At 69.5% G+C, this 19,466-nt stretch carries 15 protein-coding genes; 13 read left to right on the top strand and 2 right to left on the bottom strand.

The genetic code is table 11. The annotated features are described in order from the left end of the window. Positions 1 to 135 precede the first annotated feature (135 nt). From QSK32_RS04445 to QSK32_RS04430, 4 genes are all read left to right on the top strand, one after another. Positions 136 to 1,050, top strand: a complete 915-nt coding sequence (locus QSK32_RS04445) for an amino acid ABC transporter permease (RefSeq protein WP_045747794.1) — start codon at positions 136 to 138, stop codon at positions 1,048 to 1,050. Then, a complete protein-coding gene (locus tag QSK32_RS04440) occupies positions 1,047 to 1,814 on the top strand; it encodes an amino acid ABC transporter ATP-binding protein (RefSeq protein WP_083449688.1) in 768 nt (255 codons plus the stop codon). Before QSK32_RS04445 ends, QSK32_RS04440 begins: the two co-directional genes overlap by 4 nt. 120 nt (positions 1,815 to 1,934) lie before the next feature. Then, positions 1,935 to 2,894 (top strand): ABC transporter substrate-binding protein, encoded by a 960-nt coding sequence (locus QSK32_RS04435; protein WP_285471257.1) that lies wholly within the window; start codon positions 1,935 to 1,937, stop codon positions 2,892 to 2,894. Beyond that, positions 2,891 to 3,598 carry a GNAT family N-acetyltransferase gene (locus tag QSK32_RS04430; RefSeq protein ID WP_285471256.1) on the top strand — a complete coding sequence of 236 codons (708 nt, stop codon included), beginning with the start codon at positions 2,891 to 2,893 and terminating at the stop codon, positions 3,596 to 3,598. The genes QSK32_RS04435 and QSK32_RS04430 overlap by 4 nt, the downstream gene beginning before the upstream one ends. Before the next feature lie 20 nt (positions 3,599 to 3,618). Here the strand turns inward: QSK32_RS04430 and QSK32_RS04425 are convergent, their stop codons facing one another. Next, positions 3,619 to 4,665, bottom strand: coding sequence for an aldo/keto reductase (locus tag QSK32_RS04425; RefSeq protein ID WP_045747791.1), 1,047 nt, complete (start codon positions 4,663 to 4,665; stop codon positions 3,619 to 3,621). 71 nt (positions 4,666 to 4,736) lie between these two features. Here QSK32_RS04425 and QSK32_RS04420 point away from each other — a divergent pair, with 71 nt between their 5' ends. Then, on the top strand, positions 4,737 to 5,273 hold the full coding sequence (locus QSK32_RS04420; protein ID WP_045747790.1) for a TetR/AcrR family transcriptional regulator: 537 nt from the start codon (positions 4,737 to 4,739) through the stop codon (positions 5,271 to 5,273). 119 nt (positions 5,274 to 5,392) lie between these two features. Here QSK32_RS04420 and QSK32_RS04415 read toward each other — a convergent pair whose 3' ends face one another. After that, positions 5,393 to 6,595: an MFS transporter gene (locus QSK32_RS04415; protein ID WP_285471255.1), complete on the bottom strand. Its 1,203-nt coding sequence runs from the start codon at positions 6,593 to 6,595 to the stop codon at positions 5,393 to 5,395. Between the two features lie 82 nt (positions 6,596 to 6,677). On the opposite strand from QSK32_RS04415, the gene QSK32_RS04410 reads away from it, so the two are divergent. From QSK32_RS04410 to QSK32_RS04375, 8 genes are all read left to right on the top strand, one after another. Further along, on the top strand, positions 6,678 to 7,235 hold the full coding sequence (locus QSK32_RS04410; RefSeq protein ID WP_045747788.1) for a TetR/AcrR family transcriptional regulator: 558 nt from the start codon (positions 6,678 to 6,680) through the stop codon (positions 7,233 to 7,235). Between the two features lie 172 nt (positions 7,236 to 7,407). Continuing rightward, positions 7,408 to 8,505, top strand: a complete 1,098-nt coding sequence (locus QSK32_RS04405) for a GNAT family N-acetyltransferase (RefSeq protein ID WP_285471254.1) — start codon at positions 7,408 to 7,410, stop codon at positions 8,503 to 8,505. Positions 8,506 to 9,786: 1,281 nt separating this feature from the next. Then, entirely contained in the window at positions 9,787 to 12,387 is a 2,601-nt protein-coding gene (locus QSK32_RS04400) for an endo-beta-N-acetylglucosaminidase (RefSeq protein WP_285471253.1), read from the top strand. Between the two features lie 42 nt (positions 12,388 to 12,429). After that, complete coding sequence (locus QSK32_RS04395) at positions 12,430 to 13,449, top strand: LacI family DNA-binding transcriptional regulator (RefSeq protein WP_285471252.1); 1,020 nt, start codon at positions 12,430 to 12,432, stop codon at positions 13,447 to 13,449. Between the two features lie 84 nt (positions 13,450 to 13,533). Then, positions 13,534 to 16,425 carry an alpha-mannosidase gene (locus QSK32_RS04390; RefSeq protein WP_285471251.1) on the top strand — a complete coding sequence of 964 codons (2,892 nt, stop codon included), beginning with the start codon at positions 13,534 to 13,536 and terminating at the stop codon, positions 16,423 to 16,425. Beyond that, the gene (locus QSK32_RS04385) at positions 16,426 to 17,709 is read left to right on the top strand and encodes an ABC transporter substrate-binding protein (protein ID WP_045747168.1); all 1,284 of its coding nucleotides are present in this window, start codon (positions 16,426 to 16,428) and stop codon (positions 17,707 to 17,709) included. Further along, entirely contained in the window at positions 17,709 to 18,647 is a 939-nt protein-coding gene (locus tag QSK32_RS04380) for a carbohydrate ABC transporter permease (protein WP_045747167.1), read from the top strand. The genes QSK32_RS04385 and QSK32_RS04380 overlap by 1 nt, the downstream gene beginning before the upstream one ends. Beyond that, the gene (locus QSK32_RS04375; RefSeq protein ID WP_211275585.1) at positions 18,644 to 19,465 is read left to right on the top strand and encodes a carbohydrate ABC transporter permease; all 822 of its coding nucleotides are present in this window, start codon (positions 18,644 to 18,646) and stop codon (positions 19,463 to 19,465) included. The genes QSK32_RS04380 and QSK32_RS04375 overlap by 4 nt, the downstream gene beginning before the upstream one ends. Position 19,466 lies beyond the last annotated feature (1 nt).

The raw sequence follows: 19,466 nt of genomic DNA, 5'->3' as shown, positions 1-19,466 counted from the left end.
CAGGCATGAATACCCGCTATTCCTACCTCATCTATGGGGTTAGAGGCAATGCCTCAACAGAGTCAACGATGTGTTTAAACATATATAGCCGGTAGGTCTTGAGGTAATTGAGGTCCGCTGCCTAGCGTTCGGTCCGTGAGCCTGCTGTCAACACACCGGCCGGGGAACGCCGCCACCGGCGACGATGCCCTCGTCGTGGTCCCCGCCCGCCACCCGTGGCGGTGGGTCGCCACCGGCCTCGTCCTGATCGTCCTCGCCCAGTTCGTTCACGGACTGGTCACCAACCCGGGCTGGGACTGGCCGGCGTTCGCCGGGTACTTCCTGGAGAAGTCGATCGTCGAGGCCCTGCTGCTCACCATCGGACTGACCGCCGCCGGCGCGGTACTCGGCTTCCTCGGCGGCATCCCGCTCGCCGCGATGCGACTGTCGCGCAACCCGGTGCTCGCCGCGGTCTCCTGGACCTACATCTGGGTGTTCCGCAGCGTGCCCCTGCTGGTGCAACTGCTGTTCTGGGCCAACCTCGGCTACCTCTACGAGAGCCTGCAGTTCGGCATCCCGTTCGGACCCGGGATCTCCTTCCCGACGACCGGACTGATCAGCTCGTTCGGCGCCGCGCTGATCGGCCTGGCCCTGCACGAGGCGGCCTACGCCGGCGAGATCATCCGGGCCGGCCTGCTCTCGGTCGACCACGGACAGCACGAGGCCGCGGCCGCGCTCGGCATCCCCCGCACCCGCCAGTTCTGGCGGATCGTGCTGCCCCAGGCGATGCGGGCGATCCTGCCCAACGCCGCGAACCTGCTGGTCAACCTCCTGAAGAGCACATCCATCGTGTACGTGCTGGCGATCGGTGAACTGTTCTACCAGGTGCAGGTGGTCTACGGACGGACCGGTCGCGTGGTGCCGCTGCTGATGGTCGCCACCGTCTGGTACGTCATCCTCACCGCCGCCCTGTCGGTCCTGCAGTACTACACCGAACGCCACTTCGCCCGCGGCGCGGTCCGCGCCCTGCCGCCGACACCGTTCCAGCGACTGCGGAGGGCCCTGCGATGACGACCCCGATGGTGGAGATCTCCGGTGTACACAAGTCGTTCGGCAGCACCGCGGTGCTGCGCGGCATCGACCTGACCGCGCGGGCCGGCACGGTCACCGTGATCCTCGGGCCGTCCGGCTCCGGCAAGTCGACCCTGCTGCGCTGCGTCAACCACCTGGAGAAGGTGGACCGCGGCCTGGTCCGCGTCGACGGTGAGCTGATCGGATACCGCCGGACCGGGGACCGGCTGCACGAACTGAGCGAACGGCAGATCCTGCGCCAGCGCGCCGGGATCGGGTTCGTGTTCCAGAACTTCAACCTCTTCCCGCACCTCACGGCGCTGCAGAACGTCGCGGAAGCACCCATCTCGGCCCTGGGACGACCACCATCACGGGTGTACGCACGAGCGCACGAACTGTTGGAGCGCGTCGGGCTCGGGGACCGTGGTGACGCGTACCCGCGACAGCTCTCCGGCGGGCAGCAGCAACGGGTGGCGATCGCCCGTGCCCTGGCGCTGGACCCGAAACTGATCCTCTTCGACGAGCCGACGTCCGCCCTGGATCCGGAGCTGGTCGGCGAGGTGCTCGACGTGCTGCGCGACCTGGCCCGTGACGGCACCACGATGATCGTGGTCACGCACGAGATCGGGTTCGCGCGGGAGGCCGCCGACACGGTCGTCTTCCTGGACGAGGGACGCGTCGTCGAACAGGGCCCGCCGGCCGAGGTGCTCGACCGGCCCCGCCACGAGCGGACCCGGGCGTTCCTCTCCAAGGTCCTGGTCTGAACCCCTGATCCGAACCCCGCACCCTCCGCGGGGAGGCCTGATCTGAACCCCGCACCCTCCACGGGGAGGGGAGCATCCTATCGACGCGAAACGGGAGCCGTCATGCGTACAAAATGGGTATTGCCCTTGGTAGTGGCCTTGAGCCTGACCGCCTGCGCCGCGCCCGAGGAGGAGAATCGCGGCGCGGCCGCGGCCGGCGATCCCTCCGCGGTCGCCGCCGTCTCCATCAACGACAGCCCGGACCAGAACCGGATCATCCCGGCGAAGGACGACACCGTCGCTGCCCTGCTGCCACCGGAGAAGGCCACGGCCGGGAAGCTGGTGATCGGGGTGGGCGCGGCCGGAGCCGGATTCCCGCCGCTGGCCTTCGCCGCCACCGACAACAAGACGCTGATCGGCAACGAACCGGACGTCGCGGTGGCGATCGCCGGGATCCTCGGCCTGGAACCGGTCCTGGAGAACACCTCCTGGGAGAACCTGTTCATCGGCCTGGACAGTGGCAGGTTCGACCTGGGCGCCTCCAACATCACGGTCACCGAGGAGCGCAAACTCAAGTACGACTTCGTCACCTACCGCCTGGACAACCTGGCCTGGCTGGCCAAGAAGGGCGCCGGGGTGACGATCACCGAGCCGGCCGACATCGCCGGCAAGAAGGTCGCGGTCGGCTCCGGCACCAACCAGGAGAAGATCCTGGTCGAATGGGCCGAGGAGGTGAAGAGGGCCGGCCTGCCCGAGGTCGAGATCAAGTACTACCAGACCAACCAGGCGACGTTCCTGGCGCTCGGCTCCGGACAGATCGACCTGTACCTGGGCCCGAGCCCGGCCGCCGCCTACCAGGTGGCGACCACCGGCACCAGCGAGATCGTCGGCACCTACTCCGGCGCCGGCGCCGACCTCCAGGGCAAGATCGCGCTGACCACGAAGAAGGACAACGGACTGATCGAGGCCTACGCCGCCGCTCTCGACAAGCTGATCGAATCCGGTGACTATGCCAAGATCCTTCAGCGATGGAACCTGACGAACGAAGCAGTCGACAAGGCCGAGGTGAACCCGCCGGGGCTGCCTCTCGAGGCGAAATGACCCGCCCTGCGGCTGTCCTCTCCGGTGACGCGCTGCTGGACAACCCCGGCTGGCACTCGCTGGCCGGGGCGCACGCCCGGTTCGCCGAGGTGCACGGCGGCGCCGCCCGCTACCAGCCGGACGTGTCGCCGATCCACGCACTGTCCGACGCCTCCTCCCCCGAGTCGTGGGAGTCCCTCAAGGGGCTGATCCCGGTCGGCGGCTCGACGTTCATCCCCGCGGCCGGGGCGGTGGCCCGGCCCGGCTGGGAGGTGGAGTTCAGCATCCCCGGGGTGCAGCTCGTGGACGTGGCACTGGCCGCCGGACCGGACCCGTCGGCGGTCCGGCTCGGCGCCGCCGACGTGCCGGAGATGCTCGATCTGGTGGCGCGGACCAAGCCCGGGCCGTTCGAGAACCGGACCGTGGAACTGGGCACCTACCTGGGCCTGCGGGACGAGTCGGGTGCCCTGATCGCGATGGCCGGCGAGCGGATGCACCCGCCGGGCTGGACCGAGATCAGCGCGGTCTGCACCGATCCGGGCCATCGCGGCAAAGGGCTGGCCACCCGCTTGATCCGGGCGGTGGCCGCCGGCATCCGGGAACGCGGCGAGACCCCGTTCCTGCACACCGGCGCATCCAACACCACGGCGATCCGCCTGTACGAGGCGATCGGCTTCACCCTGCGACGGACGATCGACTTCACCGGATACCGCCGGGTCTCCTGACCGGGCGGCACCCGGCCATCTCAGATCACCGGGACGGCCGCGGGCTCGAGCAGCCCGCGATCGCCGTCGTAGCCCCCCGCGATGGCGTTCACGACATCCGTGTGCGGCGTGCCGAGGCCGGGGGCGCTCACCTCGTCGAGCCGGCGGAGCTGATCCGCGTCGAGTGCGAGATCGAGCGACCCCAGGTACTCGTCCAGCTGCGCCGTCGTGCGAGGCCCGACGATCGGGATCAACGCGGTGGCCGACGAGGCGGCGCGGCCCCGCAACCAGGCGAGGGCGACACGAGCCGGGCTGGTGCCGATCTCCGTCGTGATCGCGAGCAGTTCGTCGACGATCCGGGTACGCCGGCCCGTCGTCTCGCCCGCGTCGCCCCGCGCACTCAGCCGGCCTGTTCCGCCCCGCCGGTACTTACCGGTGAGGAGTCCGCCGGCCAGCGGCGAGTACAGCAGCGCGCCGACTCCGTACGCCTCGGCCATCGGAAGGAGTTCCCGCTCGGCCGAGCGCTCTGCCAGGCTGTACTCGGTCTCGATCCCGACCGGCGGAGCCGACCCCTGCAGCCCGGCGCGAACCGCCGCCGCCGACACCCGCCATGCGGGGAAGTTCGACAGGCCGCCATAGCGGATCTTGCCGGAGCGCACGAGGTCGTCCAGGCCCGCGAGGATCTCGTCGACCGGAGTCGTCCCGTCCGGCAGGTGCGCCATGAAGAGGTCGACGTGGTCGGTCCTCAGCCGTCGGAGGCTCGCCTCGATCGAGCGCATCATGATCTTTCGACTGTTGCCGGAGACGGTCGGGCGTGCCGCGCGGTCCCGCGTCGCCCCGTACTTGGTGATCACGACGAACTCGTCGCGGCGGCCGTCGAGCAGCTCCCCGAGTATCGATTCGGCCTGACCACCCTGGTAGATGTCAGACGTGTCGATCGTGGTGCCGCCCGCCGCGGCGAACGCCTCGAAGATCTCCCGCGCTCCCGCGGCGCCGGTGCTGACGTCCGAGACGCCGAAGTTCGCGGTGCCCAGGGCGTACTCGGAAACGCGCAGACCGGTCAGTCGGCCGAACGTTCGGTAATGCATGTCGGCTCCTACATCCTCATCGGGCGGTACGCTGGGGAGCGTATCCAAAATAAAAGGAGTACTCGCTCTTTATGCCGAAGGTCACTCAGGCCCATCGCGATGCTCGACGGCAGCAGATCGTGGACGCCGCGCGAGCCCGGTTCGCCAGCCACGGCTTCGCCCGCACGTCGATGGCCGACATCATCCTCGAGTCCGGGCTCTCCAACGGGGCCATCTACCGGTACTTCACCAGCAAGGACCAGATCGTCGTCGCCGTCTGCGAACAGGGCACCGAGGCGCTGCCCAAGGCGCTCACCGCCGAGGCCGTGTCCGGGTTCCTCGATCACGTTCGCGCCCGGGCACTGGAGAACCAGCACGCCCAGCTGGTGGCGCAGATCTACGCGGAAGCCGCGGTATCACCCGCACTGGCGGCCGTGGTGCAGCGACAGCTCGCAGCGTCACGGGCAGCGATCGCCGAGTTGGTACCGGACGCCCAGCGCCCCCGGGCCGGCCAGATCGCCGAGGCGTTCGTCGCCCTCTCCGCAAGCTACGTCCAGCAGCTGGCGGTACGCGGTGATCTCGACCCCGCGCCCTTCACCGCAGCCCTGATGGCGATCGTCGAGGGCTGACGAACCCGCCGGGAGACGGCCGGCCATTGCCGCGGAAGAGAGAGCGATCCCTCTTTATTATCATGACACCCTGGGCGGTCGTCCACGCGGGAACGACCGCCCGGCATGCCGGGCACCACTCAGAGCCTGGCCGCCTCGGCCGGCTGCTTGGTGGAGTCGCGGATGCCACGCAGGGCCGGCGAGAGGGCCGCCGCGATCCCCAGGAACACCAGCACCACCACCATCGCGCCACGCAGCCCGTAGTGCTCGCCGAGGAAACCCAGCGACGGCGGGCCGACCAGGAAGGCCAGGTAACCGACGGTCGCGACCAGCGACACCCGGGCCGTCGGATCGTCACCGGAGTCCCCGGCCGCGGACAGCGCGACCGGGAAGCCGAGCGCCGCGCCGAGACCCCAGAGCAGTACCGCGACCGCCGCGACCACCTGGCTGTCCACCGCGATCACCAGGGCCAGGCCGACGCCGCCGATCACCGCGCTCGCCCCGAGGACGGCGGCCCGGCCGAACCGGTCCAGGAACCAGTTCCCGCCGAAACGCCCGATCGTCATCGCCGCCGCGAACACCGCGTAGACGGCCGAACCCCAGGCCGGGTCGAACCCGTGCCCGTCCACCATGATCAGCGGCAGCCAGTCGTTGGCCGAGCCCTCGGCCAGGGCCATGCCGAGCACGACCACACCGATCGCCAGCAGCCGGGTGTCGCGCCAGACCGGTGCACCCCGGCCCTTCTCGGCGACACCGCGGTCCCGGGTCTCGCGGCCGACCCCGGCGGGCAGCTGCCTCAGGGCCACGATCACCACCGGCAGGCCGATGGCACCGACCAGCAGCAGGTGCCAGGTGACCGGGAACGCGGCCGCGGTCAGCAGCATGCCGGCCACCGCGCCGACGACCGTGCCGAGGCTGAAGAAGCCGTGCAGGGTGGGCAGCACCGGGCGTTCGACGATCCGCTCGACGTCGGCGCCCTCGATGTTCATCGCCACCTCGCCGCCGCCCATGCCCAGCCCGAAGAAGAACAGGCCGGCCGCGACCAGCGGGCTCTGCGAGACCGCGGCGCCCAGTCCGATGAGCGGGACGCTGATCAGGGTGGCGAGCGAACCCGCGACCACGACCGGGCGGGTGCCGAACCGGGTGACGAACGCACCGGAGCTGAGGATGCCGACCATCGAGCCCGCGGAGAGGCCGAACAGCACCAGCCCCATCTCGGCGGTCGACGCGCCGAGCAGGTCCCGGATCGCCGGGGTCCGGGTCACCCAGGACGCGATGGCGACGCCGGGGACGAAGAAGAGCGCGAACAGCGCGGCGCGCCGGCGTGCGGTGGCTCGGTCCATGAAGCTTCCTCTCTTGGTGCGTACAAACGTACACACTTGGAGGTGGCCCCTACAATGGGCCGCAACCGGCGAGGAGGATCACATGGGCGGGCCGAGACGGGTGGCCAACGACCCGTTACGCAAACAGCGCATCCTCGACGCCGCCCAGGCCGTGATCGCCGAACACGGCGTACACCGGACCACACACCGGCGCATCGCCGAAACGGCAGGGGTGCCGCTGGGCTCCCTCACCTACCATTTCGGCAGCCTCGACGACATCCTCGAACAGGCCTTCCTCGCCCTCGCCGCGACGATGTCCGAGCACTACGCGGCGGCGCTGTCCGGCGCACCGGACCAGCAGGCGGCCTGCGTCGCGGTGACCGACCTGATCTGCGGCGACGAGTACGCGACGACCCGCGAACTGACGCTGATCCACGAGATGTACTCGTACGCCAACCACAGCGAACCGGTCGCCGACGCCTGCCGCCAGTGGATGGTCCGCAGCCGCACCAGCCTGTCGCTGCACTTCCCGGACCGGGCGTGCCGGGCGATCGACGCACTGATCGAGGGCTGGCCGATCCACCGGGCGTTCGAACGCGAGCCGCTGGACCGTGACCTGGTTCTGGCGACGATCACGGCGGTCGCCGAGCGGGTCCGGTAAACCGCTTGCGGCGCGGCCGGTGGGCCGGTAGAAATCGTGCGGCTCTGTTCGGCCGTGTTCACAGCCGAAGTCGGCCCGAAGACCGGAAGTCGGCCCGAAGACCGGAAGTCGGCACAGAAGAGAGGAGGAGGACAACCCATGTTTCCCGTACGTCCTCTCGTAGGAGAACGCTGTGACTCTCGTCCTTCGCCCGATCACCGGGCCTGACGAACTCGATCTGTTCAACTCCCTCCCCTACCTCCTCAACACCGAGGTGGCCGACGACCTGACCGCGGGCCGGCGCCATCCGCACTGGCTGTGGGTTGCTCTGCGCGACGGCCGGGTGGTCGCTCGGGCGGGCTGGTGGTCCCGCGCCCACGACCCGGCGCCGGCGCTCCTGGACATCTTCGACGTCGCCGATTCCGCACCCGCTGCTCCGGGCGGCACCGCGCACTCCGGCACCGCGCACTCCGGCACCGCGCACTCCGGCACCGCGCACTCCGGCTCCCCGCACCCCGACACCGCGCACCACGGCTCCGCCGCCGCCGCAACCCGATCCGGTCCGGCCTCCGACCCCACGCGATCCGGCTCGGGTGCCGACGCCGGCCGGTTTGATCAGGCTGCCGATGCACTCGAGTTGCTGCGGGTCGCGACGGCTGAGGTCGTACCCGCGGAGACCACGCCGCCGCAGCACACCCGCTATCTCCCACCCGACTGGCGCAACCATGAGCGCCACCGCCGCCCGATGGAGATCCTCGAACAGGCGGGCGCGAAAGTCTTCGTCGAACGCCTGCGCCTGGAGTGGCTTCCCCAATCTCCGGTCCCGGTCGCCTCGGACCGGTTGACGTTCCGGCCGCCCCGCGACGCCGACGAACTGATCGGCCTGATGACCCAGGTCCTGGACGGCACCCTCGACACCCACAGCCGCGACGAGTTGCGCCGGATGTCCGCCCACGAGTCGGCGACCGGCCAGTACCACTCGGAGCTGGAACGCTACGCCACCCCCCACGACTGGTGGCGGATCGGCGTCCTGCCGTCCGGCGAACCGGTCGGCTTCGTGATCCCGGCGCACAACGGCTACAACCCGCTCATCGCCTACATCGGGGTGGTCCCCGCACACCGCGGCAAGGGTTATGTCGCCGACCTCCTGGCAACCGGCACCGCCCTGCTGGCCGCCGAGAACATGCCCCGGGTCCGAGCCGCCACCGACGTCGGCAACACCCCGATGGCGGCGGCCTTCGCCCGGGCCGGCTTCCGAGTCTTCGAACGCCAGATAGACATGACCTGGTAACTCGCAGCCCCACCCGCCCCTGCCCTCGACCAGCCGCCTACCGCGCCCGCCATTCCGGACCCCGCCCCCGCGCCAAGATCATGATCGCTGGCCGCAGTCGCTGACTCGGACCGCTGACCGCTGACCCTGGACTGGCAACCTCGGACGGCGATCTGCACCGGCAGGCTCGGACGGCGATCTCGGACGGCAATCTGGACCGGCGGCCCCGGACGGCGATCTGCACCGGCGGGCTCGGACGCTGATCTCGGAGGGCTGACCGGGAAGGCTGATCTCGGAGGGCGGGCCGGGGAGAGCTGATCTCGGAAGGCAGCTCTCGGCCGCCGACCCCTTGCCTCTGCTTGGTGTCGGCGGCCTCCGCCGCGATCCGGGCCAGGCAGCCCTGTTCCGCCCGCCGCCAGCAGCCCGCCGCCAGCCGCCAGCCGTCGTCCACGGCTCATCTCGAAGGATGGACCAACCGTGGACGACGGCCGAACCCCACCAGCCGTCGCCCACGGTTCAATCAGCACCCAGAAACAGCCGTCAAGCACGGCCGATCACCACCAGCCGTCACCCGCGGCTCAATCCGCGGCCAAACCCAACCATGGACGACGGCCGAGAACACCCAGCCGTCACCCACGGCCCAACCCGCAACCAAACCCAACCATGAACGACGGCCGAGAACACCCAGCCGTCACCCACGGCTCAACCCTGAAGGCGGGAACGGCCGCCAACGACGGCCGGCCACAGCTGGCCGTCGTCCACGGCGCTGCTCGGCGAAGGACACAACCGTGGGCCACGGCTGACACCACCTGACGTCGACCGGCCATTGTCCACGGCGCCCTCCCACCTTGCGGACAGCCGTGGGCTACGGCCCGAGGACTTGACTCCGGGTGGAAGTGGACAGCCGGAACAAATGACGAGTCGGAGTGGACCACTACGCGGCGGCGCCCCGGACTACAGCAGAACACCGGCAACAGGGCGGCGGCGCCCCGGACTACAGCGGCACAACCGGCAACGGGGCGGCGCCGACGGGACGCCAGAAGGCGACTTCGGGGCGAAGAAGTGACGGCGGGGAGGGCCTGACCAGCCAAAAAACATGACCAGCGGGGGAGGGACCATGACCAGCAGAAAGGAGCCACGGCCGGCAGGGAGGAGCCATGGCCGGCCGGGCCGATCGCGACGGCCCGGCCGGCGACGGAGCGACTACCACTAAAGCGCATTATGGCTGGTTGAGCAAGGGTTGTCGGGATCGAGGCTCGTCCCTACGCTAAAGCGCATTAGTTTCCGTCGCCGGAGGTCATCGTGTCCCGTAGACGAACGACGGCGGTGGCTGCGGCCGCCACCGCCCTGCTGCTCACCGCAGCGCCCCTGCCCGCCCGCGCCAGCGACACCCTGCCCTGGACGGGGGACGCGGCGAAGGGTGCCAACCAGCCTTACCAGCACGGATACTCCACCGCGGACCTGCTGCGATGGACACCGGAGTCGGATCTGTTCGGCGAGTTGCTGCGCTCCCGCGTACCCCTGGAGAAGCGTGTCTCGCCGCAGAGCGCGACCCAGCAACACCCCGCCCTGGATCCGGCGGTGGAGAACCTGACGCTCGCCGGAGACTACGGGAACGCGTTCTTCGAGAGCTACCAGTACAACAACGAGTTCAGTGCGTACCTGTTCAACTTCTGGCAGTACACCGACTACTACGCATCGTGGCACGGGATGCCGGTCGAGGGTGTGCCGGAGGAGATGTACGACCCGACCGCCGACTGGCGGGAGAAGTGGTTCGAGTTCGGCATGTTGAATCTGCCGAACGCCGGATACACCAATGCGGCGCACCGTAACGGCGTCAAGTCGCTCGGGACGATCTTCTTCTCGGAGAACGACCGGGGCACCCAGACGTACACCGAGTTGCTGAAGCAGGACGCGAGCGGGGACTACCCGGTGGCGCGCAAGCTGATCGAGCTGGCCCGGTGGTACGGCTTCGACGGCTACTTCATCAACCAGGAGGAACCGTCGGTCGCGGTCGCGGACATCCCCCGCTACAAGCAGTTCCTGAAGGTCATCAAGGACGCGGGACTGTACGTGCAGTTCTACGACTCGGTGCACGACACCACCGGCGCACGGACGTACCAGAACGCGTTCAACAGCTTGAACAGCCCGTTCGTCAGGGATCCGCAGCTCGGTGACGTCAGCGACTCGATGTTCCTCAACTACTGGTGGAACAGGTCGCGCCTGACGTCGTCGGCGGCGCACGCGAAGTCGATCGGCCTGGATCCGCGGAAGGTGTCGTTCGCCGGGGTCGAGGCCGGCATGTACCAGTTCGAGCAGCCGTACGACCTGCGGGACAACCTGGACGCGAACGGTGTGCCGATGAACGCGATCGCCACGCTGGGCGCGGACTTCGTGCACGCGGACATGGCGAACAAGGAGGACGACGCCGAGCAGTGGAGGGCGTACGACCGGGAGCGCCGCTGGTGGACCGGCAGCACGACCGGCAGCGCCACCGACGACGCGGCCGGTTGGAAGGGCATCGACAGTTACATCACCGAGCGCTCGACCATCGGCGGCACCGTCTTCGACACGACCTTCAACACCGGCCACGGACTGGAGTGGCGGGAGAAGGGCGTGATCTCGGACCGGGCCGAGTGGTCGAACATCAACGTGCAGGACAAGCCGGTCACCTGGCAGTGGAACAACACCGGCACGCTCGGCGTCGACTACGACTACGGACCGGACTACGTCAAGGCCGACCGCTTCGACTACCAGCAGATCGGCGGCTACCAGGGTGGCAGTTCCCTGGTGATCCAGGGGGATCTGACGGGGAGGAACCACCTCAAGCTCTACCGTACCGAGCTGCGAGTCGACACGAAGTCGACGATCGACCTGACCTACCGCAAGGTCTCCCCCACCGACACCTCGACGGTGAGTGCCGCCCTGACGTTCACGGACGACCCGTCGACGGTGGTCACCATCCCCGTCCCGGACAGCGGCGTGCAGACCGCGGGCTGGACGACGGCGACGCTCGACCTCGGCGCCCACCGGGGTCGCACCATCGCCACGGTCGGCCTCGATGTTGACGGTGCCACGGTCGATGACTATCAAGTCAACATCGGCCGCCTCACCGTCAACGATGGTCGCAAGCACACCCCCGGCAAGCCGACCGGTCTGCACATCCGCGGAGCCCTGACCGCCAGCGACGAACTCGAACTCGGCTGGGACCTGGCGCCCTACGACGAGGTCGCGGAGTACGCCGTCTACGACGACGGCCGCTACCTGGGCGGTGTCTACGACGACGTGCTGTACGTCAAGCACTTCACGGCCGGGAAAGCCGAGGCGAAGGGCACCCTGGAGTTGCGGGCGATCGGCCACGACGGCAGTGTCAGCAAGCCGCAGAGACTGGACTACGACTTCACCCGCGGTCCGGGTGCTGTCACCGCCACCGCCGCAGCCGACGGCACCCTCACCGTGAAGTGGCGGAACGCCGGCAAGGGCACCACCGTCGACGGCGTCGCGGTCCCGGACACCGCCACCGAGGCCGTGCTGACCGGCCGGCCCACCGACGGCGGGCACTACCAGGTGACGGTCGAGGCCGCGAAGGGCACACCGGTGGACTTCCGGGGCGAGTACGCGGACACCACCGTCGAGCCCTACCCCGCGGACCTGGTCGCGATCAGCGGGAACAGGTACACGTTCCACACGCCCGCGACGAAGGACTGGTACAAGCTGTACGTCGAGGAGGACGGGGTGGCCAAGACGTTCGCCACCACGTACTCGTCGGGCGCCAAGCCGTACATCATCCGGGGCCGGACCACGACGGTGGCGCTGACCGTCACGCCGGTGTCCACGACCTCGCGGTTGACCGTGACGATCGAGGATTACTCGGGGAACAAGGCCACCACGGTGATCAGGTAGGCGCGTGTACCGTAACGCCACACCGGAGAAGAACGAGGATCCATGCCGCCGCGCCGCCACCGCCCGACCCTGAAGGATCTCGCCGCCCGTCTGGGGATCTCGGAGTCGGCCGCCTCGTTCGCCCTCAACGGCCGGCCCGGCGTCTCCGAGGAGACCCGCCGCCGGGTGCTCGACCTGGCCAAGGAGCTGCAGTGGGCGCCGCACCACGCGGCGCGCACGCTGTCGGGCATCACGTCGATGACCGTCGGTTTCGTGCTGACCCGCGACGTGCGGGAGTTCGGCATGGAGAGCTTCTACCTGCGGCTGCTGACCGGCGCCCAGTCCGTGCTCAGCACCCGCGGGTACGGCCTGCTCTTCCAGATGACCTCCGCGGTCGACGAGGAGCTGGCCGTGTTGCGCCGGTGGAGCGAGGAGCGCCGCGTCGAGGGCGTGATCATCAGTGATCTGCGCCGGGGGGACCCGCGTCCGGCGTACCTCAAGGAACTGGGTCTTCCGGCCGTGCTGGCCGGTGGCCCGGATCCGAAGAAGCTGCTCCCGTGTGTGACGGTCGACGACGCGGCGGCGATGCGGTTGATCGTCGACCATCTGCGGGCGACCGGTCACCGGCGTCTGGCCTATGTCAGCGGGCCGGCCGACCTGTTGCACGTGCACCGGCGGATCGCGGCGTTCCGCAAGGCCGCGGCGGGCAGTCTGGCCGAGCCCGGGGTGATCGGCACCGATTACGGCGACGAGCAGGGCCTGGCCGCGACCCGGTGGCTGATCGAGGCGCCGGTGCGGCCGGACGCGGTGGTCTTCGACAACGAGGTGCTCGCGGTGGCCGGGGTGCGGGCGCTGCGCGGCGCGGGCCTGTCGGTGCCGGCGGACATCTCGGTGGTCAGCTGCGAGGACTCGGCGATCTGCACGGCGTTGCAGCCGTCGCTGACCGCGGTGCAGCGTGATCCGGCGGTTTTCGGTGAGGCGGTGGCGGCGAAGCTGCTGCGGCTGATCCACGACGAGCCGGTGCCGGACGCCGACGCGCAGCAGCCGAACCTCGCCGTCCGGGAGAGCACCCAGCAGCGCTGATGCCGATGTGCATCGATTCCGTCACACCGTTGACTCATGAACTAAAGCGCTTTAGCGTTCTCTCCAGATCGGAGGTCGCGCCCCATGCACCTGAATCCGTCCCACGTCCTCGCACGCCTGCAACGGGTGGTCCGGGATCGCATCCGCCCCCGCCTGCACACCCCGGTCGCCGACGTGACCGTCACCGCCTGGCGGGTCGACGGCGACGGCGAACCGGTGCCGGTGGCCCGCGCGCTGGAGGCCGACTACACCCCGTTCGCGATCGGCGACACCTGGGCGCCCGCCTGGGGCACCACCTGGCTACGGATCGAGGGGCGCGTCCCGGACACCGGCCTGCCGGTCGAGCTGGTTCTCGACCTGGGCTGGTTCGACCATTCGGTCGGCGGCCACGCCGAGGGCCTCGCGTACCGGCCGGACGGCGTACCCGTCAAGGCTCTGCATCCCCGCAACGGCTGGGTGCGGCTCACCGGGCCCGGAGCCGCACCGGGTCTGGTCGCTGAGGACAGGACCTTCGTCGTGTACGTGGAAGCGGCGGCGAACCCACTGCTGCTCGGCCTGCCGCCCTTCGTCGAGACGACGTGGGGGGAGAAGCCCGGACCCGGTGAGCCGGAGCCCTACCGGCTGGTCTCGGCGCAGCTGTGCGCGTTCGATCCGGACGTCTTCGACCTGCTGCGGGATCTCGAGGCGACCGGCGACCTGCTGCCGCACCTGGACACCGACGAGCCCCGCTACTGGCGGGTGCTGACCGCCGTCGAGTCCGCCCTGGACGCGCCGACCACCGGGCAGGCGCGGGCCGCGCTGGCCGGGGCGCTGGCCCAGCCGGCGCACGCCTCCGCGCACACCATGACCGCGATCGGTCACGCGCACATCGACTCGGCCTGGCTGTGGCCGCTGCGCGAGACCCGCCGCAAGGTGGCCCGCACGCTCACCAACGTGCTCACCCTGATGGAGACCGATCCCGATCTGGTGTACGCGATGTCGTCCGCGCAGCAGTTCGCGTGGGTGCAGGAGGACCACCCGGAGTTGTTCGAACGGGTGAAGCAGAAGGTGGCCGAGGGCCGGATCGTCCCGGTCGGCGGCATGTGGGTGGAGTCCGACGCGATGATGCCCGGCGGCGAGTCCCTGGTCCGGCAGATCAGCATGGGCAAGCGCTACTTCCGGGAGACGTTCGGCCACGAGAGCGAGGTCGTCTGGCTGCCGGACAGTTTCGGGTATTCCGGGGCGTGGCCGCAGATCGCCCGCCGGGCCGGGTACCGCTGGTTCCTCACCCAGAAGATCTCCTGGAACGACACCACCACGTTCCCGCACCACACGTTCGCGTGGGAGGGCATCGACGGCAGCCGGATCTTCACGCACTTCCCGCCGGCCGACACCTACGCGGCCGAGGTGACCCCGGCCGAGCTCAAGCACGCGGTCCGCAACTTCCGGGACAAGGCGATCTCCGGACGGTCGCTGCTGCTCTACGGGTACGGCGACGGTGGCGGCGGCCCCAACCGGGAGATGGCCGCCCGCGCCCACCGGTTCCGCGACCTCGAGGGTACGGCGCGCGTCGAACTCGGCTCGCCGGAGGAGTTCTTCGCGGCCGCCGAGGCGGAGATGGGCGACCACGCGCCGGTGTGGGCCGGTGAGCTGTACCTGGAACTGCACCGGGGCACGCTGACCTCGCAGATCGCGATGAAGCAGGGCAACCGGCGGGCCGAGGCGCTGCTGCGGACCGTGGAGTACCTGGCGGCCGTGGCGGCGGTGCGCGATGGGGTGGCATACCCCTACGACGAGTTGGAGAAGGCGTGGCAGACCGTACTGCTGCACCAGTTCCACGACATCCTGCCCGGGTCGTCGATCTCCTGGGTGCACCGGGAGGCGCGGGCCACCTATGACGCCCTCCTCGACGACCTGACCGGGCTCGTCCCCGGCGGCGGCGCACCGGGGCGGGTGAGCGGCTGGCAGGTCGTCCGCGATGTCACTCCGGTCGCGCCGGTGGGCAACGTCCTCGACAACGGGATCCTGCGGGCCGAGATCGGCGACAACGGGCACGTGGTGTCGCTGGTGGACCTGCGGGACGGTCGTCAGCTCAACGTGGGTGACCTGGGGGTGCTGCGCCTCTTCCGGGACGAGCCGGTGCGCTGGGACGCCTGGGACCTGGATCGTCACGTGTTCCGAAACGAACGTGCGCTACCCGTAGCGTCCGTCGAAATTTCAGATATATCCATTAAATCCACGACAAAAACTGAAGAGTCGCGGTTCGTTGTTACCTACTCGCTGACTCCGGGCAGTGCGCAGCTCGACATCACCGTCGATGTCGACTGGCAGGAGACCGAACACCTGCTCAAGCTGTCGATCCCGGTCGGCGTGCGCACGCTGCGGGCCCGCTACGAGACCCAGTACGGCGCCCTCGACCGCCCCACCCACGAGAACACCCTCGCCGACGAGGCCCAGTACGAGGTCTGCTCGCACCGCTTCGTGCACGTCGGCGAACCCGGCCTCGGTGTCGGCGTCGTCAACGACTCCACCTACGGCTGCGACGTGCGCCGCATCCCCGGCGGCACCGACATCCGGCCCACGCTGCTGCGCGCCCCGCGGTTCCCGGACCCGGACACCGACCGGGGACGGCACACCTTCCGGTTCGCCGTGGTGGCCGGCGACGAGACCGCCACCCGGGCCGCCGCCGACGACCTCAACGCCCCACGGCTGGACGGCCTCGCGGACACCGAGCCGCTGATCGAGCTCGGACTGGAGTCCGGCGCCGCCGTCATCGACTGGATCAAGCTGGCCGACGACCGCAGCGGCGACGTGATCGTCCGGATCCACGAGAGCCGCGGCGGCCGGGCCACCGCACGCCCGCACGCCTCCTTCCCCGCCACGGTGACCGAGACCGATCTGCTGGAGCGCCCCGAGTCCCCCGCGAACGGCGACGGCCTGATCCTCGGCCCGTACCAGATCACGACTCTCCGCTTTTCCCCCATCAAGGAGCGCTGAATGTTCCGTCAACCGGCAAGATTCGTCCTTCCCGTCGTCGCAGCGCTCGCCCTCGGCGCGTGCGGGGTCGGGGGTTCCGGCTCCGACGACACCACGGCCACCGTCAGCGGCGAGATCAAGGGTGAGATCACCTTCCAGACCTGGAACCTCAAGGGCGGCTACGAGGAGTACTTCACCGGCCTGGTGACGGCGTTCCAGACCGCCAACCCGGGGACCACGGTCACGTGGATCGACCAGCCGCCGGAGGGGTACCAGGACAAGCTGTCCGCGGACGCGGCCGCCGGATCGCTGCCGGACGTGGTCGACATCGGACCGGAGGCGGCGTTCACCCTGGCCGGTGCCGGGATGCTGCTGGACCTGTCGAAGACCGACCCGGACGCGGCGAAGGACTACCTGCCGAAGGCGTGGGACGCGAACCACTTCCCGTCGCTGGGCGGCACCTACGCGTACCCGTGGTACCTGAACACCGGCCCGTCGTTCTTCAACACCGCGCTGCTGGACAAGTGCGGCGTCGACAAGGCCGCCCTGCCGACCACCTTCGACGCGCTGTTCACCGCCGGCCAGACCATGGCGAGTAAGTGCAAGAGCGGCGAGACCATGGTGGGCCGGCTTCCGGCCATCGAGACCTTCGGCGCGTACGGGGTTCCGCTGATGAACGCCGAGGGCACGACGTTCACCTTCAACGACGCCAAGGGTGTCGAGCTGGTGACCAGGTACAAGCAGCTGTTCGAGGCGGGCGGGCTCACCGAGGCGACGCTGAACGAGCTGCAGACCGGTGAGGTGGACGCGTTCAAGGCCGGTCAGGTCGGCTGGCTGCCGGGCAGCTCGTACACGTTGAAGGACCTCAAGTCGACGGCACCGAAGATCGCCGAGACGGTGGCGATCTCCCCGCAGATCACCAACGACAAGCCGAACATGTACATCGAGTCCCTCGCCGTCAACGCGAAGTCGAAGAACACCGCCACGGCCGTCGCGTTCGCCAAGTTCGCCACGAACAGGGAGAACCAGCTCGGGTTCAGCAGCAAGGCGGCGATCTTCCCGTCCGCGGCGGGTGCCCTCGAGGACGCGTACTTCACCACCGACGACGGCACCCCCGAGGCGAAGCTGCGCGTCGAGTCGGCCAAGGCCGTCTCCGAGGCGATCGTGTACTGGCCGGCCGCGTTCTCCAGCAAGAGCGTCGACTTCATGCGCGAGCAGATCGCCCTCGCGGTCCTCGGCAAGAAGGACGTGCAGGCCGCGCTGGACGAGTCGGTCAAGTACGCGCAGGACAACCTGCCCAAGTAATGACGACCACCACCACCATCACCCCGTCGCGGGCCGGCCAGGCCCGCGGCGGGGCCGACCGGACACACGACCGGTGGTGGGCGCCGTGGCTGTTCCTGGCGCCCGCCCTCCTGATCGTCGCGGTCTTCGTCCTGTTCCCGTTCGTCAACACGCTCGCCCTGTCGGTCACCGACGCGACGCTGCTCAAACCCGGACAGTTCATCGGCGTCGACAACTTCGTCAGGCTCGCCGGCGACGAGCGGTTCCGCACCGCGATGGTCAACTCGATGCTGTACGTGGTCTGCGTCGTCCCGGTGATGATCGCGGCGCCACTGGCCCTGGCCGCCCTGGTCAACGGCACCACCCGGATCCTCGGGTTCTTCCGGACCGCGTACTACCTGCCGGTGGTCATGTCGTCGGTGATCGTCGGCCTGATCTGGACCAACCTGCTGGACACCCGTGGCCTGATCAACCAGCTGCTCGGCTGGCTCGGCGTGATCAACGAGCCGATCGGTTTCCTCAGCGACCGCTGGCTGACACTGATCAGCGCGATGGTCGTGACGGTCTGGACCGGCCTCGGCTACTACATGGTCATCTACCTGGCGGCGATGGCCAACATCGACCGGTCGCTGTACGAGGCGGCCGCGATGGACGGCGCCGGACCGTTCCGGCAGTTCCGGCACGTGACCGTGCCCGGGGTGCGGGCCACGTCGGCGCTGATCGGCCTGTTCTCCTCGGTGTCGGCGTTCCGGGTCTTCGGCGAGGTGTACGTGCTCACCGGCGGGACCGGTGGCACCGGCGGCCAGAACATCACCGTCACCATGCTCATCCAGCAGGAGGGCACCGGCCTGCAGGCGCAGACCGGGTACGCCGGAGCGATCAGCATGGTGATGTTCGTGCTGCTCGGCGGTCTGCTGGCCGCCCAGCTGTGGTTCCAGAACCGGGGAGGCGACAAGTGACGCGCGCCCAGAGGGCCGGACGCTACCTGGTGCTGACCGGGTTCTTCCTGCTGCTGGCCGGACCGCTTCTCTGGCAGCTGTCACTGTCGGTCAAGGGCCCCGGCGACGACCTGTACGCCCAGCCGCCGCAGATCATCCCGTCCGATCCGACACTCGACAACTACACCGGCGTGCTGGACCGGGTGCCGGTCCTCAGCTACGTGTGGAACTCAGGTCTCGTGGCGCTGATCGTGGTCGGCGGCAACGTCGCCGGCGCCACCCTCGCCGGGTACGCCCTGGCCCGGCTCCGGTTCCGGTTCCGCGGCCTGGTCACCGGCCTGTTCGTGGTGGCCCTGCTGGTGCCGATCGAGGCGATCATCATCGCCCAGTTCCTGCTGGTCCGCTCGACCGGGCTCGCCGACACCCTTCTCGGGGTGGCGCTGCCGACCGCGGTCGGCGCGCTGAACGTGCTGCTGATGCGCAACGCCTTCCAGTCCATCCCGAACGAACTGGAGGAGGCGGCCCGGATCGACGGCGCCGGCGTCTGGCAGCGGTTCCGGCACATCTGCGCCCCGCAGGTCCGCGGCGTGATGACGGTGGTGGCGGTCTTCTCGTTCGTCGGCGCCTGGAACGACTTCCTGTGGCCGCTGATCGTGCTCTCCGGCGAGGAGAACTACACCCTCACCCTGGGCCTGAACCGGCTGCGCGGCACGTTCGTCTCCGACCCACGGCTGATCGCGGCCGGCACCATCATCGCGCTGGTCCCGATCCTGGCCGTCTTCGCCCTGCTCCAACGCTACTTCTTCCGCGGCCTGCAGGCCGGCGGCATCAAAGGATGAT

Source organism: Actinoplanes sp. NBRC 101535, from assembly GCF_030269225.1.
GTDB classification, from domain to species: domain Bacteria; phylum Actinomycetota; class Actinomycetes; order Mycobacteriales; family Micromonosporaceae; genus Actinoplanes; species Actinoplanes rectilineatus.
The sequence above is the reverse complement of the archived record's forward strand: the minus strand, read 5'-3'. Positions and strand labels throughout refer to the sequence as shown.